General features: G+C 45.2%; 20 protein-coding genes. 2 read left to right on the plus strand and 18 right to left on the minus strand.

The window, feature by feature from the left end; all coding sequences use genetic code 11:
• Positions 1-3: 3 nt before the first annotated feature.
• The 17 genes from GWP43_RS08730 to GWP43_RS08795 all read right to left on the minus strand — a co-directional run bounded on the left by GWP43_RS08730 (position 4) and on the right by GWP43_RS08795 (position 12,630).
• Entirely contained in the window at positions 4-990 is a 987-nt protein-coding gene (locus GWP43_RS08730; protein WP_162663833.1) for an RluA family pseudouridine synthase, read from the minus strand.
• A 1-nt stretch (position 991) separates the two neighbouring features.
• Positions 992-1,564 (minus strand): hypothetical protein, encoded by a 573-nt coding sequence (locus tag GWP43_RS08735; RefSeq protein ID WP_230978155.1) that lies wholly within the window; start codon positions 1,562-1,564, stop codon positions 992-994.
• Between the two features lie 81 nt (positions 1,565-1,645).
• Positions 1,646-2,503, minus strand: coding sequence for a 16S rRNA (adenine(1518)-N(6)/adenine(1519)-N(6))-dimethyltransferase RsmA (gene rsmA, locus GWP43_RS08740; RefSeq protein WP_162663835.1), 858 nt, complete (start codon positions 2,501-2,503; stop codon positions 1,646-1,648).
• Complete coding sequence (locus GWP43_RS14875; RefSeq protein ID WP_230977625.1) at positions 2,484-3,005, minus strand: acyl-ACP thioesterase domain-containing protein; 522 nt, start codon at positions 3,003-3,005, stop codon at positions 2,484-2,486. Before GWP43_RS14875 ends, rsmA begins: the two co-directional genes overlap by 20 nt.
• On the minus strand, positions 2,933-3,376 hold the full coding sequence (locus tag GWP43_RS14880; RefSeq protein WP_230977626.1) for an acyl-ACP thioesterase domain-containing protein: 444 nt from the start codon (positions 3,374-3,376) through the stop codon (positions 2,933-2,935). Before GWP43_RS14880 ends, GWP43_RS14875 begins: the two co-directional genes overlap by 73 nt.
• Before the next feature lie 64 nt (positions 3,377-3,440).
• Positions 3,441-3,902: a type III toxin-antitoxin system ToxN/AbiQ family toxin gene (locus GWP43_RS08750; protein WP_162663836.1), complete on the minus strand. Its 462-nt coding sequence runs from the start codon at positions 3,900-3,902 to the stop codon at positions 3,441-3,443.
• Between the two features lie 355 nt (positions 3,903-4,257).
• Entirely contained in the window at positions 4,258-5,460 is a 1,203-nt protein-coding gene (locus tag GWP43_RS08755) for an SGNH/GDSL hydrolase family protein (RefSeq protein ID WP_162663837.1), read from the minus strand.
• Positions 5,461-5,475: 15 nt separating this feature from the next.
• Complete coding sequence (locus tag GWP43_RS14885) at positions 5,476-6,375, minus strand: MBOAT family O-acyltransferase (protein ID WP_230977627.1); 900 nt, start codon at positions 6,373-6,375, stop codon at positions 5,476-5,478.
• Positions 6,308-6,571 carry a hypothetical protein gene (locus tag GWP43_RS14890; protein ID WP_230977628.1) on the minus strand — a complete coding sequence of 88 codons (264 nt, stop codon included), beginning with the start codon at positions 6,569-6,571 and terminating at the stop codon, positions 6,308-6,310. Before GWP43_RS14890 ends, GWP43_RS14885 begins: the two co-directional genes overlap by 68 nt.
• 16 nt (positions 6,572-6,587) lie before the next feature.
• A complete protein-coding gene (locus tag GWP43_RS14895; RefSeq protein WP_230977629.1) occupies positions 6,588-7,019 on the minus strand; it encodes an MBOAT family O-acyltransferase in 432 nt (143 codons plus the stop codon).
• A gap of 11 nt (positions 7,020-7,030) precedes the next feature.
• Positions 7,031-7,654 (minus strand): periplasmic-type flagellar collar protein FlbB, encoded by a 624-nt coding sequence (locus tag GWP43_RS08765; RefSeq protein ID WP_162663838.1) that lies wholly within the window; start codon positions 7,652-7,654, stop codon positions 7,031-7,033.
• Between the two features lie 96 nt (positions 7,655-7,750).
• Positions 7,751-8,749 carry a protease modulator HflC gene (gene hflC, locus GWP43_RS08770; protein WP_162663839.1) on the minus strand — a complete coding sequence of 333 codons (999 nt, stop codon included), beginning with the start codon at positions 8,747-8,749 and terminating at the stop codon, positions 7,751-7,753.
• Entirely contained in the window at positions 8,746-9,684 is a 939-nt protein-coding gene (gene hflK, locus GWP43_RS08775) for an FtsH protease activity modulator HflK (protein ID WP_162663840.1), read from the minus strand. The genes hflC and hflK overlap by 4 nt, the downstream gene beginning before the upstream one ends.
• Before the next feature lie 286 nt (positions 9,685-9,970).
• Entirely contained in the window at positions 9,971-10,282 is a 312-nt protein-coding gene (locus GWP43_RS08780) for a type II toxin-antitoxin system RelE/ParE family toxin (RefSeq protein ID WP_162663841.1), read from the minus strand.
• Positions 10,282-10,518: a hypothetical protein gene (locus GWP43_RS08785; RefSeq protein ID WP_162663842.1), complete on the minus strand. Its 237-nt coding sequence runs from the start codon at positions 10,516-10,518 to the stop codon at positions 10,282-10,284. Before GWP43_RS08785 ends, GWP43_RS08780 begins: the two co-directional genes overlap by 1 nt.
• 700 nt (positions 10,519-11,218) lie before the next feature.
• The gene (locus tag GWP43_RS08790; protein WP_203232398.1) at positions 11,219-11,623 is read right to left on the minus strand and encodes a PIN domain-containing protein; all 405 of its coding nucleotides are present in this window, start codon (positions 11,621-11,623) and stop codon (positions 11,219-11,221) included.
• Between the two features lie 53 nt (positions 11,624-11,676).
• Positions 11,677-12,630 (minus strand): D-2-hydroxyacid dehydrogenase, encoded by a 954-nt coding sequence (locus tag GWP43_RS08795; RefSeq protein ID WP_162663843.1) that lies wholly within the window; start codon positions 12,628-12,630, stop codon positions 11,677-11,679.
• A 188-nt stretch (positions 12,631-12,818) separates the two neighbouring features.
• Between GWP43_RS08795 and GWP43_RS08800 the strand changes: the two genes are divergently transcribed.
• Together GWP43_RS08800 and GWP43_RS08805 are read left to right on the plus strand one after the other, a co-directional pair.
• Entirely contained in the window at positions 12,819-13,007 is a 189-nt protein-coding gene (locus GWP43_RS08800) for a hypothetical protein (protein WP_162663844.1), read from the plus strand.
• 128 nt (positions 13,008-13,135) lie between these two features.
• Complete coding sequence (locus tag GWP43_RS08805; RefSeq protein ID WP_462218611.1) at positions 13,136-14,251, plus strand: TDE2508 family outer membrane beta-barrel protein; 1,116 nt, start codon at positions 13,136-13,138, stop codon at positions 14,249-14,251.
• Between the two features lie 140 nt (positions 14,252-14,391).
• On the opposite strand, the gene GWP43_RS08810 is transcribed toward GWP43_RS08805, so the two are convergent.
• Positions 14,392-14,694, minus strand: coding sequence for a hypothetical protein (locus GWP43_RS08810; RefSeq protein ID WP_230977630.1), 303 nt, complete (start codon positions 14,692-14,694; stop codon positions 14,392-14,394).
• Positions 14,695-14,861 lie beyond the last annotated feature (167 nt).

Raw genomic sequence — 14,861 nt, forward strand, 5'->3', positions numbered from 1 at the left:
GCCTCAGCTATTCCCCTGTGACAGCCGCGTCTGCAAAAGGCGCAGGACAGTTTGGAATTTTCGGGGCGGCGGGGCGGTAAATACGGCTTTTTTTTGTGTTGAAGGGAGCGTAATACCGAGCCGATACGCGTGGAGCATCAAGCCGTATTCCTTCCATTCAGTTTCTTTTTTCCCATAGAGCGGATCTCCAACAATCGGACAGCCGATAAACCGCGCATGGAGCCTAATTTGGTGGGTTCTGCCGGTATCGATTTTAAAGAGCACCAGCGCATACCGCCCATACACCCGCAGCACTTTATAGCGTGAGCGGGCGTATTTTCCTTTAGACAGATCTGCCGAGGCGGCAAATCGAATACGACTATGCCCGTCGCGGAATACCGACGTTTCGATAATACCGGCCAGTTTTTCCGGTATGCCGTTCAGAATTGCGAGATAATATTTTTCCGTACGCCTCAGCTTAAATTCGTTTTTTAAAAAGGCTTCCGCCTCGGCACTACGGGCGGTGATAAGGATGCCGGAGGTATCCTTATCAAGCCGGTGAACGATACCTGCACGCAATAGCTCGGCAAAATTCCCCTTCCCCTGCTCCGCTTCGAGCAGGCAGGCGAAGGCATCATGAATAGGCGACGTGTGCAAGCGGTAATACGCAAGCGCCTGCACCAGCGTCCCCGTCCAATTGCCTGCCGCAGGATGCGTAACCATACCAGCTCGTTTATTCACCACGATGACATCATTATCTTCATACAAGACACGGAGCGGAATAGGTTCGGGTATAAGAACATCGGGAAGCGGATTTTCCCATATCAGTGTGATACGGTCGCCCGCTTGCACCATGCTTGAAAGTTTTGCCTGCCGCTCGTTGAGCTGCACAGCTTGTATCCCTGTTTTCAGCTGTGAGCGGGTCATACCGGTAAGCACACTGCAGCAAAACGCATCAAGCCGCAGCTTACCGATCCCATTCGGTACTGTAAGCTCAAATACTTCAGACATATTATTGTGCAACCGTATCGGAGCCGCTGCCCTGTCCGGCAGGAGCTGCTGCAGTATTATTTTTAAATAATGAAGCAATTCCTCCAATAGAACCCGCAGCCAATGCTGCATCGGTCATAAGTTTCAGAGTCTGAGATTCAGCTTTAGCGGATTGCGTTATTGATATAAATTGAATAGGAGCTTCGGTAAGGGTATTCTCCCTCTCCAAACGTTTTTTTGCTGCAGAACGTTTAATCGCACGATACGTTATATCGATTAACGCGATCGTTATTGATATACCGGCAGCAGTAAGGAATACGCCGAGCTGTTCTTTTTCGGTAAGAGGGATCGCTTTGTCAACCTGTTTGAGTGGCCACGGATAATAGGCAGGATCTTTCGGGTGCTTCGCCGCACGAATCATATCGTAACCCCAAAAGGATAAAAGTGTAACAAAGGGGAGCGCCCCGAAAGACAGTATTTCAAACCGCCGAAGTTCCCGCTGCCAAAGCGGAAATTCCTCTTTTGTATAGGGAACCGGCGTATGGTCTTCTTTTTTTTCTTCTGCGATCAGCGGTATCTGTGCAGCAGCCATCATGCACAGAATAAAAAATGCAGTACAGCGCAATCGTTTATTCATCGGAACCTCGTCGGGGATATATAAAAGCTAACCGAGCTTTTACACATCGCAAAGTGTATCCGATAATCGGATAAAATCATAGACGGTCAGCGATTCCGCACGGGCAGCGGGATCGATTTCGGCCGCTTTTAACAGGGATTCCGCCGGCAGCATCTTTTTTCCTCTAGCAGCAAGAATCGTGCTCAAATTATTCTTCACCGTTTTGCGCCGCGAACTGAAAAGGCCGCGGACAAGGCTTAAAAAAAGACGCGCATCGCGTACCGGCTGCGGGGACTGTTTTTTGATAAAGCGGAGCGCTCGGGATTCGACATTCGGTTTAGGCCAAAAGGCGGCGGGAGCAATATCGCGAATCGGCTCTACATCATAAGCCCATTGGCACAGCACCGAAAACGACGAATAATCCTCACTTCCCGGAGCCGCGGTCATCCGGAGCCCGACCTCTTTTTGCACGGTTATCACCATACGGTCAAAAAAACACTCGGCTTCGATTGTCGCCGCGATGAGCTTTGCTGCAATGTTGTACGGCAGATTCCCGAAAAAGGCCTTCGGTGCATGCCGTTGATATTCAGCCTTCCATGTTTTAAGCACATCGCCTTCTATTAAATGGAACGAATGATATGAACCGAAATAGGACGTTAAAAGCTGTACGAAGCCGCGGTCTATTTCGAACACGGTTAGATCGGCGCCAGCCTCCAACAGCAGCGATGTCATCGAGCCGAGCCCCGGGACGACTTCCCATACAGCATCTCCGGCGGAAAGACCGAGTGCGGAAATCAGCTCCTGCCGTATATGTGCATTAATCAAAAAGTTTTGTCCGAATTTTTTCTGCATCCCAAACCCGTGTTCATCGAGCACAGCAGCGAGTGCGGACGGCGCATTATAGTCGGGAAGTTTCATGTTCAACCTGAAGCGGCCGTGCCATCTTCCGTTCATCAGCCCATTCGCTACGGGCGCGGAACACCTCGCTGCCGTCGGAAGTTCTCACAATAGAATGCACGCACACGTTATCTTCAATATGAGAGCAGCGGCAGCAGAGTTCTTCCCCGTATTGAGCAGAAATCAAAAAATTGGTATCGAGGACGCGGAGCAATTTGCCGCGGCAAAAGTCCGCATCCATAAACGACAATGCCCAGCGGATATAATTCAGATTATTGACGTGCCCGTTCATATCGATATCCAAAAGCGACGGATGGAACAGCTCTTCACGCTCCCAGTGTTCCGGCAAGGAAATCTTTGCAAAAACCCGTCCTTCCAAATGCTCGTCACAAAACGTCAACGAACCGAACACCGTGTCGTCAAGAACGGCAGGCTGATTGGTGTGCGTATTCAGCACAACCCAGCACGTACTGCCGCGCACACACACAGCGCTCCATGTCGGCGCAACGAGTCTGCCGTCCATTCGGTACCCTTCCGTTCCGCCGCATCAAAATCTTTAAAAGCCGCAGACAATGAAGCTTTCTTTCCGCCCTCAGCGTAGTAATAGGCAAAATCCCGAAAACAAAAAAGCCCCTTCGGCGGCTGCGCCCATGTTTGTAACGTCAGACAATCGAGCCAGAGCGGATATTCATGTATTTCAAAATGCTGCTTCGAAATAATCCACATCAATCCCCGTTCTTGCAGCTGCGGCATAAATATGCCGGTAGAACTATAGTGATTAGCCGCCAAATCCTGCGAAAGCGCAGCAACGGTTAACGGCGTACAGCGATACTGCCCATCGATGGCAGTGGTCGGCACCGTATACGGCATCGTGTATTTATTGTCGAGTATCATAGGCACCAGTGTAACTGCTTTTAGAGCGTTGTTCAATGCAACATATTAGAAATGAAAAGTACGATTATTTAAAATCAAGATATTTTGATTCCAGTAGTGGTAAATCACAGCATCTTTTTTTCACAATCTTTTCATACTCTGAAAGATTTTTTTCATCCTCAAAAATCAACTTCCGTAAGTTTCGAGCTATTCTTAATATGCCTTCCCTATCAGCTTTTATATAATTGTATTGGTTTTGTAGCAAACGACGGTATTTTACATCGGGAATATTTATAATATCAATTTCCATCAGCACAGAATCTAAAACCGGAATCATATTATTGAAATTGATTGCCCCATAAATACCGTTATTTATTTTTCTAAAATCTTTTCCGTTCTTCATGTTTCTATGCTTCGGTTTTGGTGATGAAAATGGAGCATAATACTTTATGTTCTCTATCTGAAGTACAATCCCAACATAAGGACGGGATTCATTTTTATTTTCAGAGACTTTGGAGTCAAACTGCCGTAAATAAGCAATCAACAACCCCGACGCAAGCGTCGGGGTATGTTGTTCTCATAAGGTGGTTGCAGTCGGCTTTAATACCCTTTATTACGACGCAAGCGTCGGGGTATTAAACCCTCCGCACGAATAAAATCATTTTTTATGTGATAGAATTTCATAAATTTCTCAAAAAAAAGGAGCCATTTCCGGCTCCTTTATAAAAACGTGCGTTTTTAGGTTTTCACTTTATGGCAGAAACTCGCCGCTTTTTTAGCATTTCACTTATTATGGTAGAAATTCACCGCTTTTTTAGGGCTTCACAAATGTGGTAGAAGCTCACCATATCTTTAATATAACAGGAATTATAATGACCGTCAAGATAATATATTTTCATCAATCAGGAATGTGGAGTTTCAAATACATAGTCGCGGTGCAGGCGGTCAATGAAGTGCTTCATTAAATACTCGCCGCCTTCGACTGTGTAGTGGATACCGTCGCCCTGTATAAGTGGTATCCATGCGCTGTCTTTAGGTTTAATTGCGCCGATGTATCCCGTTCCATATTGCTCGACAAGACCTTTAAGCGAAATCCTTACCAGCTTTTTGGAATCGTATTCTTCGGCGACGGAATCGTGTACTGCATTTAGGTATTGCATCTTTTCGTTATATGCAGCGCTCCGCACAACCGGTAAGCCGAGCCAGTACAGCCGCGGAACGGAAGCGAGCGCAGTGTCGAGATGTACTTTTACCATTTTACGATACACCTCTTCCCATTCGGGCGAGCCTGCCGTAAGAATGATGCCGCCGGTTGTCCACATATCCTGATAGTCATTCATACCTAAGAAAATAACAGCCGCATCAAAACGTTCCCCATCTTTTTGATCGGCAAAAATAGCTTCAAGTTTTTGCGGCCAGTTATAGTAATCGGATCGGAGAAAGCCGGAAGAAGGAACGCTTAATTCCCGTACGGCAATAGAGGTATCGGAGCCGAGCGCACGGGTCATACCGGCAGCGATACTGCGCATCTGAGAATCTCCGAAAAAGAATAGCCGCAAGGGCATCCGCGCGGAATGGACAACCGGTAGTGCGACATTGCGGAGCATCGCTTTAGAAACCTGCCCCACCAATTCTGCAGGCAGCCCGCTACCGCCTAAATTATCCGAAAAGCCGGGGATTGTTTCGGTGTACCCCTGTTCTCCGGTTACCGCGTAAAAAGCGGCGACCTCGCTGTCGTACACCCCTTGGCGGTAAAAGAACGTATCCCATTCGCCGCGCTCCGCTAACCCCGCCGTCCGTATAAACACATTCCTCAATACGGGGATAACGGCAGCAACGGGAGATGATTCGGTCACGGAAACAATCGGCGCGGTGAGTGCGCTGTAAATATTTTTTAGCGAGGCTCTTTTGATGTTTTGCACCGGATGCGCAAGCCGCTGCCCTAAAAACGGAATAAGAATAAGCAGCGTTAGCACAACAAAGAAAAAGCATTGATTGGGAGAGTATCGGCCATTCCGCCCTTGCCCGCTCTTTTGCCCTTGCCGATTGTCGTATTCTTGCCGCTCGTATTGAGCCGATTTGCCGCGTTGACTGTTTTCACTCATACTCTGCGTATCCCCCTAAAATCCGAAGTAGATAAACGGTGCGATGCCGGACGTCGACACAATGTTGAGGCCGACAAAAAACAGCACAACGGCAGCGGCCTTCACCGCAAGCGGCAGCCGTACATACCGTGCAAAATACGCGCGGCGTGTCTCTTCTTTCGGGATTTGCAGTAGAAAGGCGGCGGCGAGCGGTACCAGCACAAACCAATGCACCGTGCGGAGCGGCTGTGTGATATTCTTGAGCGAAGAAAAATACAATGCAATTTCCCGCACGGTATTCGACCGGAAAATCAGCCAGCTGATATTGATAAACACAAAAACGCGCCCGATCCGAAGCAGCCGGTTCATATCAATGTTCCGTCCGGCAAACCGCACTATGCCGCGGCGCGGTTTATCGGATACAGCCGTTGCAGTGATGAGAGATTCTTGGTTGCCCGCAGCAGTGTTGATGGCGGCGGCGCGGCGTTCTTTACCAAGCACAGCGACTACCCGCTCTGCGGCGCAGGCAAGTCCCTGCAACAACCCCCACAGCACAAAGGGAATGGAACCGCCGTGCCACACCCCCGCGATGAGCATTGTCCCGACCAGCGCAATCACCGTGCGGACTAAACCGTAGCGTGAGCCGCCGAAGGAGAAGTACACATAATCGCGCAGCCACGACGAAAAGCTGATATGCCAGCGCCGCCAAAACTCACTCACCGATTGGGAAAGATACGGCCGGTTAAAGTTCTGCGGTGCTTCAAAGCCGAGCAAAAGCCCGATGCCGATTGCCATATCGCTATAACCTGAAAAGTCGCAATAAATGACAAACGTATACGACACCAAAGCGACAAGCAATTCGAGGGTATTACACTGTGCAGGATTCGCAAATACGGGATCGACGGCAAGCACGGAAAGAAAGGTTGCCAGCACCATCTTTTTTATACAGCCCCGACAAGATCAGCAGTACGCTGCGGTCAAACGCTATCGGGCGTTCCGCCGTTACGTCCTGTGTAAGGTTGTCCGGCAAAGCTGTAAAAAAGGCTTCCGCCTGCACGATGGGCCCCGACGCCAGCTGCGGAAAAAACGAGATATAGAGCAGTACTTCGATAAACGATTTAACCGGTCGCATTTTGCAGAGATAAATATCAAAAAATATAGCTCATCGAGCGGAACGTATAGTACGAAATACCGATCGGTAATAACAGCGAGCAACTTTGTAGTTGCAGTAACAGCGGGGACTGGAGCTGCCCGTTAAAAAATGTGTAGTTTAAAAAAGAAATAAAATCATAAAAATATTTGAAAAATCCGAGGAAGAGAATGTGCAACGCGGTACCGGTTATCATTGTAATGGTACGGGGAATATAATTTTTTTGTATACCGAGCAGATAACCGGTAAGACCGGACAGAGCCGACACTCCGAACAGCAAGAGGCAAAAGCGCCAATCCCAGCAGGCATAAAAAAAATAGCTTGCGCAGGTAAGTAGAATAATCCGTTGTCTTTTCTGCCTGAATACATACCAATACAGAAAAAAAACAACGGAAAAAAAGAGCGCAAACCGAAGTGTCGGAAATAACATCTCTCAAGAGATTAAGGAAGCGATGCCGGTTTGTTTGCCATCTTGCGCTGAATATCGGCGGCGCGATTCGCCGGCATCAACGAGAACCAATATGCAACGGAAGAAGTCTTGTTTGCTTTTTTTGCAATTGCCTCTACCGCCCGCAGCACATCGATAATATCCTGATCATCCATTTGCAATAAGTTTGCGACCGCCTTCTCAGGCTGCATACCGTTGATATACCGTGCAATCTGGTCGATATTCGCTTCCCGCATATCCCGTTCCGTCATCATCTGTTTAAAAGACTTTTCTTTTTCTTCTATAATAGAAAGCCGATCGTCCAGTTCCTGTGATACCTGTGCCGCTTCTTTTTCGCGAGCAGTAACATCAGCCTCTTTTTTATCAAGCTCCTGCGAGCGGACATCCAAGGCGATCAACCGCTTTGCATACCGGTCGGCATCCAAATCCGCATCCGCATCAGCCGGAGAAGCGACACCTGCCGGCGTCTTTAATCCGAACAACGAGTATACCGGTGAAAAAACTCCCCGTGCATTGATTAAGCCGAGATAGCTGAACCAAAAAAGTCCGCCGAAAACCAATATAATAATCAATAAAAGCAATACTATTACTCGTCCAAAAGAACCTCTACGTCTCACCGGAGTCCTCCCTGCATATTTCAGTATCGGTAAAAATCTTAACAAATATTAGGGCATCCCTAAAAAGCATTTTTTAGAGATGCCCATCACGCGCTGTTAATGTTTATAGAGATATTGAAAGTATTCCATATCGGTTGATAATATCTTTTCGGTATCGGGAAGCGCGTTTTGATATACTTCAAGACTCTTCCAAAAGCTATAAAACTCAGGGGACTTGCCGTACGATGCGGCATAGATTGCGGTGGCCTGTGCGTCTGCCGCGCCCTTTATCTTCTCCGACTCGGAATACGCCTTTGAAAGGATGCTCTTTTTCTCGTTTTCCAACTTACCGAGCCATTCCGCCTTTTTTCCCTCACCGGTAGAACGGAAGGTCTGCGCAATCTGATTCCGCTCCTTAATCATTCTATTATATACGGAGGCTTGCAATTCGTCGGAATACTTTATCTCTTTAAAGATAACATCGATAACCTCAATACCGAAATCTTTCAGCTGCATATTCGCTTTCTTTAAAATTTCGGCGGCCAGCACATCACGCCCTTTTTCGATAGCAGCATACACAATCTTTTCCGCACCGGTTACCTCTTCCAACTTCACCTCGTCCGTGTTCAGCCCGATCTGCTCTTGGTGCACCATTTCATTAATGCTGTTGGTGTTGCGGACAACGTCATTCAAACTGTTGACGGTGATGATATCCCGTACTGATGAGTCGATAATATCCGAAAGACGCGAATAAGCGGCTTCGTAGGTTCCGAGAGATTGATAAAACCTACGGATATCTGAAATACGCCAACGGCTGGTGGTATTCACCTCAATAAATTGCTTTTCTTTAGTGAGGATCTTTTGAGGGTCGCCGTCGATGCGCAATAATTTTGCCGTGTATCGATGTACCTGGTACAGAACCGGTATTTTAAAATGAAGTCCCGCCTCCGTTTCGGCTTTGACAATTTTACCGAACTGAGTGATAATCGCAGTTTGTCCTTCATTTAAGATATAAAAGGGCTTTACCGACAACACAAGAATAAGAATAAACACCACCACTGCGCCAAACCGTATGGTCTTTTTAGCCTTTACCGGATCTATTTTGCTCGCTCTCACTGTTCTCCTCCCGAAAGATTTTTTAACGGTAAGAAATTTTTGACGTTTTTATCGATGAAGATTACCTTGTCGGTATTTGAAAATATCTTATCGAGTGTTTCAAGATAAAGCCGCCGCTTGGTAATATCGGGTGCCTTGCTATACTCGACATAGACGGCATTAAAACGGGCAACATCTCCTTCCGCCTTGTTAATCCGTTCCACCGCATAACCTCGTGCTTCTTGAATCATCCGGTCTGCCTCGCCTTTCGCTTTGGGTATCTCTTTGTTGTAGGCTTCTTTGCCTTCGTTAATTAACCTGTTCATATCCTGAATGGCGATATTAACATCCTCAAAAGCTTGCTGTACATCTTCCGGCGGAACAACATTTTGCAGCTGTACCGACGAAACCGCAATGCCGAGACCCAGCTGCTTATACTTTTCATTCATAATTTCGGGCGCTAAAAACTGAATGGAGTCGCGTTCAGATCCCATAATATCAAAAATAGCGCGATCGCCGATTAGGCTGTTGATTGCCGCTGTGGACACATCGCGGACGGTGTTAATCCGCTCACCTTCTTCAACATTAAAGAGCCATGCTTTGGGATCGATAATACGGTACTGTACCGTCCATTCAACATTGATAATATTCAAGTCGCCGGTCAGCATTGAAGATTCGGTGACGATATTATTCCGGTACTGACTCCGGTCAGAGGCCATCGTGGTACGGAAACCGAACTCCTCTTTTTGAACGGTCGTAACCGGAATGTGATACACCCGCTCGACAATCGGGATAATGAACTGTAAACCGGGCTGCAGCGTCCGGTTGTACTTACCGAGCCGAGTTACCACACCGTTATCCGTTGTCGAAACAACGGTAAAACTGAAAAATGCCAAGATAACGAGTACAACCGCTGCACCTATCGCAACGAGCTGTCCGTTTTTTAATTGCTTCATTGAGCCCCCCTCCGGAGCAAGCACATCAGAGACTTTTGAAAATATGCACACCGTCTACGGCGTTGCTGAGTAAACAACAGTCCTCGACGTACAATAAGTACGCCTGCGGGTGTTGTTTACTCAGCGCCTTGTATCCGGTGCCACTATTTTCAAAAAGCTGACGGAAAGTTTATTCAAACAACCCAGCCTCCGGTATTCTGCGGTATTTGACTGGCTTATCTGATGTGTTTGCCCGTCTTTTATCATAAATTGAGCGAGATTTTTTCAAAATTTAGCTCAAGATGTTTTATTCATAATCCGACAAAATTTTGTCTAAATCTCTTTTTCCGTATGAAACATGTATTACCGTTGCAATATCTTTTTCTACAACATAAAAGATAGAATAATTGCCTATGGAAAAATAGCGAACACCTATTGAATACCATGGTTCATGCGGGTAAAGATGGTAACTTTCCGCCATAAAACTCAAACTATCCATAGCAGAGTAGAGTTTAGTTAAAACGGCATCTGCATTAATTTTCGATTGTAATTTATTCAAGATATAAGCATAAATGTCTGCTATATCATTTTTTGCTTGATCTGATAAAACTACTTCCATTATGCGAACCGGCTTTTTATTTCTGAAAAGGCTTCTTTAACAGGGGTAACCCTTCCTTTTTTCATATCATCGAATCCCTTTTGCATTTTTGCTTTAAATTCCTCATCGGATTCAATTAATGGATTCAGTCTTTTCTGCGCATATTGATAAAGAAGAAAATCAAGATATTTTGAGGCATCGTCAAGACAAGCTTCCGGTAACGTTTTTATCTGCTTGATAACTGTTTCGTAGGACATCTTCTTCCCCTTATTGCGGCTAGTTTACCATACTTTTCGAAAAAATTCTATAAATCATTTGTGCTTGCCCGTCTTTTATCATAAATTGAACAAGATTTTTTCAAAACTTAGCTCACAAGGAATAGACCTGTTCGATAACTGTGTTGTCGAACAGGTTGCCGAGTTCTAAATCGCACAAATGGTACAAACATTGCATTTCAAGGTAACCTGTTCCGAAACGGAAGTTTCCGAACAGGTTTAATATAAGCACCTCATATTCGCCTCACTTGCATTGCATAGCAATGGCTGATTTGAAGAGGGTATGAGGTTTTATTTCCCCTTCATAAAGTCGGATAATTTAATATATTTTGCCTTTGGAAATGTACTTATTATATTTAATATCATATCTTCGTTTATGTTTTTTTTACCCGATTGTATCATACCATAATTCCACTCCCGTATTTTATGGATATCATCCACGCTAAAATTATTCGTTAGCACTAGTTTCTGCATTTTCATCTCCTATCAACATTGATGGGCAATATATTTTAATTTCCGGTAAATTTTTTATGTTCCCAATTCTTTTTATACCGTCAATCGTTTTATCATTAACAATATGCTTAAAATTCCATGAGACAATTATGTGGGAACCTCTAAAAACCTCAGTTTTTAGAGGTTTTCCTTAAGCTTATTTGCGATGTTTTTAATAAGTCATTTGTATTTATAGACTTATTAAAAACTCGACGGGCGCCTCTAAAAATCTAACCGAGTTTTTAGAGGCGCCCATGTCACATTTTGCCATAATTGCGGTTGCTATATGGCGGCAATCATCAAAGCTTTTTTCTTTTAAAATACCCGCTTTTATAAAATCCCGTGATAACTCATCTACATTATTTTCAATTTTTACAACAGTCATCTCGATTTCTTTTAATTTTTCAAACATATATGATCGTTTCGGTTCCGGACACTTTTCTAACTCTTCAATAGTCAAGTCTGAAATAACTACATCATACACATTATTCTTTATATTATTCCATAGTATTACCGTATCTTGCATTTTTTCAGGGGAATCTTCCGCTTTGAGAAAACTAATTATCGATGTATCAAGATATAACCTTTGTTTCATACGGTTATTATAACATCAAAATGGCATTATTTCTATTATGTAGTAATCCCTCCTTACACTACATTCTGCGGTTTACCGGCAAGAAAGCTTTTTACATTATCTGCGGCGATATGCAACAGCCGCGTCCGCGCTTCGCGGGTTTGCCATGCGATATGCGGCGTTATAAAGCAGTTGGGGCAGCCGAACAGCGGATGATTTGCAGGCGGCGGCTCAGCGCTCAGTACATCGGCTGCATAGCCGCCGATGGAACCTTTTTTCAACGCTGCGGCAACCGCCTCATCATCGATAAGCGGCCCCCGTCCGGTATTGATAATAAGTACGCCCGGCTTTACTTTCGTAAGCGCTGCGGCATCGATCATTTTTTCGCTTGCACTGTTAAGCGGCGCATTCAAGCTGATAATGTCGGATTCGGCAAGCAAGGTTGCAATGTCAACCTGCTTCGCCGCAGCGAGATGAGGTACCGTTTTGGGCGAGCGGTTGACATAGAGTACCCGCATCCCCATCACAAGCGCAATTTCCGCAACCCTTTGCCCGATGTGCCCAAACCCGATAATACCGAGCGTCTTCCCCGTCAGTTCAAACGTCGGGAACGAGGTATAGCAGAAATGCTCGCTGCGGCTCCACTTACCGCCGTGAACCTCATCACTGTGTTCCTTTACGTGCCAATAAAACTGTAAGATGAATGCAAATACCAGCTGCGCAACGCTGTCGGTGCTGTAGCTGGGAATATTCGTTACGGTGATCCCAGCCGCATGAGCGGCCTCTACATCGATAACATTATAACCGGTCGCCAGCACGCCGATATACCGCAGCTTGGGTAAACGCGCAATCAATTCCTTTGAAAACACAATTTTATTTGATAAAACCGCCTCGCAGTCTTTTACCCGCTCATATACTTCATCGGGTGCGGTTTTGTCATATATCGTAATATCCGCAATATCCTGTAAAACCCGCCACGACAAATCTCCCGGATTAAGAGTGAACCCATCCAGTACAGCTGCTTTCATACAAACCTTCCTTTATATATACGGTAATTTTCCGGGAGTATTATAAAGGGCAAAGCGTTTTTTTTCAATTGAATAGTATAAAAATTAAAATTAAAATTTTCTGTTGACATATTGAGAAAGCATGCTATCATAATAAATAACCTTCTTTGAAGGAAAAATTCTCAATTTCAATAAAAAGGAGTAGAACAATGAAATTGTCAAAAAAAACATTGGTAACGGTTTTCTTACTTACCGTATGTTTTACAGCAGCATTTGCACAAACCCCACCCCATGTCGAACTCATGCGGCTTAGTCCGACATCGATGACAAACGAGAGCACGCGGGGGGCTATTTGGAACGGACGTCGACGACTACCTCGACGTAAACGAATGGAGTAATGTAAAACCCGAAAAATTATTTGGCTTTTTAAGCTATGGAAAGAGCGGAACCGACAAACTTAACTTTGGCCTTGCAGGGCCGGTCGCCAGCAAATTTTATTTAAGCGGTTTTTTCGGGGGTCAGTTGAATAGTTGGACTTCGAAAAAAAGAAACCGAGAAAAACGGTAAAGATAAAAATAAGACGACAACCGGCACCAGTACCACTAATAAGGCAAGCGGCTCACTCCTGTTCGGTTTTGACAATATCGGTATTATGGGAAGTTTTACCTACCAACCTAGAGCTAACAATGGAACCGTTACAAATAAGCTGACTAAAACAACGGATACCAAGAATAAGTTCAATCTTGAAGTTGCTTTGAAGGCTGGTATGAATATAACAGGGTCGGAAAATAAGATTTTTAAAGCATCTGCAGAGCTAGGGCTTACTTCAAAGGTAGATAAAGAGATAACAAAGACTACCGGGAGTTCCCCATCTTATACTCTAGCCAACGGTAGCGAATACACACTGCGGCTAAACGGCGGGGTCGGATTTGATTTTGCACATAACGGTCCGGTAACGCAAGGAGCGAGCTTCGCACTGAACACCGAATGGAATATATACCCAATAGTCACTAGCGAGAATAGTTCAACAAACACAAAAGTTAAAACATATGGTAAGCTGAGCGACACACTTACGCTTGATCCCGCATGGCAAATTACCTACGAACCGGAAGAAAGCAAAGTCGCCCTTAAAGCAAAAGTCAACGTACCGGTAGCATTCCACTTTGAAAACGACGAAAACTACACCGATACAATAATAAGCGGCTCATCCACGAAAGTCTACAAGGTAGATCGGAAGTATACCACCGGAATCAACTTCACTCCGGCATTGAGCGTAGGACTTACCTATGCTCCCATTTCTAAGTTCCGCTTCAATTTAGGCGCTAAATTTAAAGTTCCCACATTCGGATGGACCATAGAAACAACGAAACACCGCAACAGCAGCGACGGCTCGCTCACTGCTGCCGGTACTGACAAAAATGTAACATGGGACTTTAAAACTGCAGACGGTAAGATAGAATTTTCCACCGGTTTTACATGGCTTATCTCACAAAATATCACCTTTGATGCCTATTGGAATCTAGGAGAAAACTTACTGAATGGATTCAAAATTGATTTTAACGAGGGTAATAACAACTTCTGGAACACAGTAAATAAGCTATTCGCTCACAACATCGGCTTCTTACTGTCGGTTAAACTATAAAAAAAAATCAACACCTTCGACGCAGCGCGTCGGGGAATAAGTGGGGGATAGCCCCCTAAAAAACGAAAGCCGTCTTGAAAAACTGACGTTTTTGAGACGGCTTTCGTTTTCTAAGCATACAAAGCGGTAATAATACATAATTATGAATTGATCTTCTCGACTTCGTCTTCACTTAATCCGGTAGCTTGCATTATCTTTGGTACGGGATCACCGAGCTGCTTTAATATTCTTGCTGTTTCGACTTTTGCTTGATGAGAGCCGCGTGCTTCACCTTCGACAAGACCGCGTTCGAGACCTTTCCGCTCAGACTCGTTTATCATCGAAAGCCGGTCGCTTTCATATTCCCACGCTGCCTCATATCGTTTTCGTTCTTGTTCATCCAGATAAAAGATATCCATCACTCGATTGGCCTTAGCCATTACAGGATTCCCTTGTGCTAACATGGCTCTCTCCTCCTATCTTTTGAAAACATGCAGGCATCTACTTCGTTATTTCACAAAAATTAGTCCTCGACGTGCAAAAGCACGCCTGCGGGTAATTTTTGTTCATGCCTCGTATCTGTTCTGCCTCTTTTCAAAAGCGCTGGTTATGATAGATCACAGCTAGTTTA

The organism is Treponema vincentii (genome assembly GCF_010365865.1).
GTDB lineage: Bacteria > Spirochaetota > Spirochaetia > Treponematales > Treponemataceae > Treponema.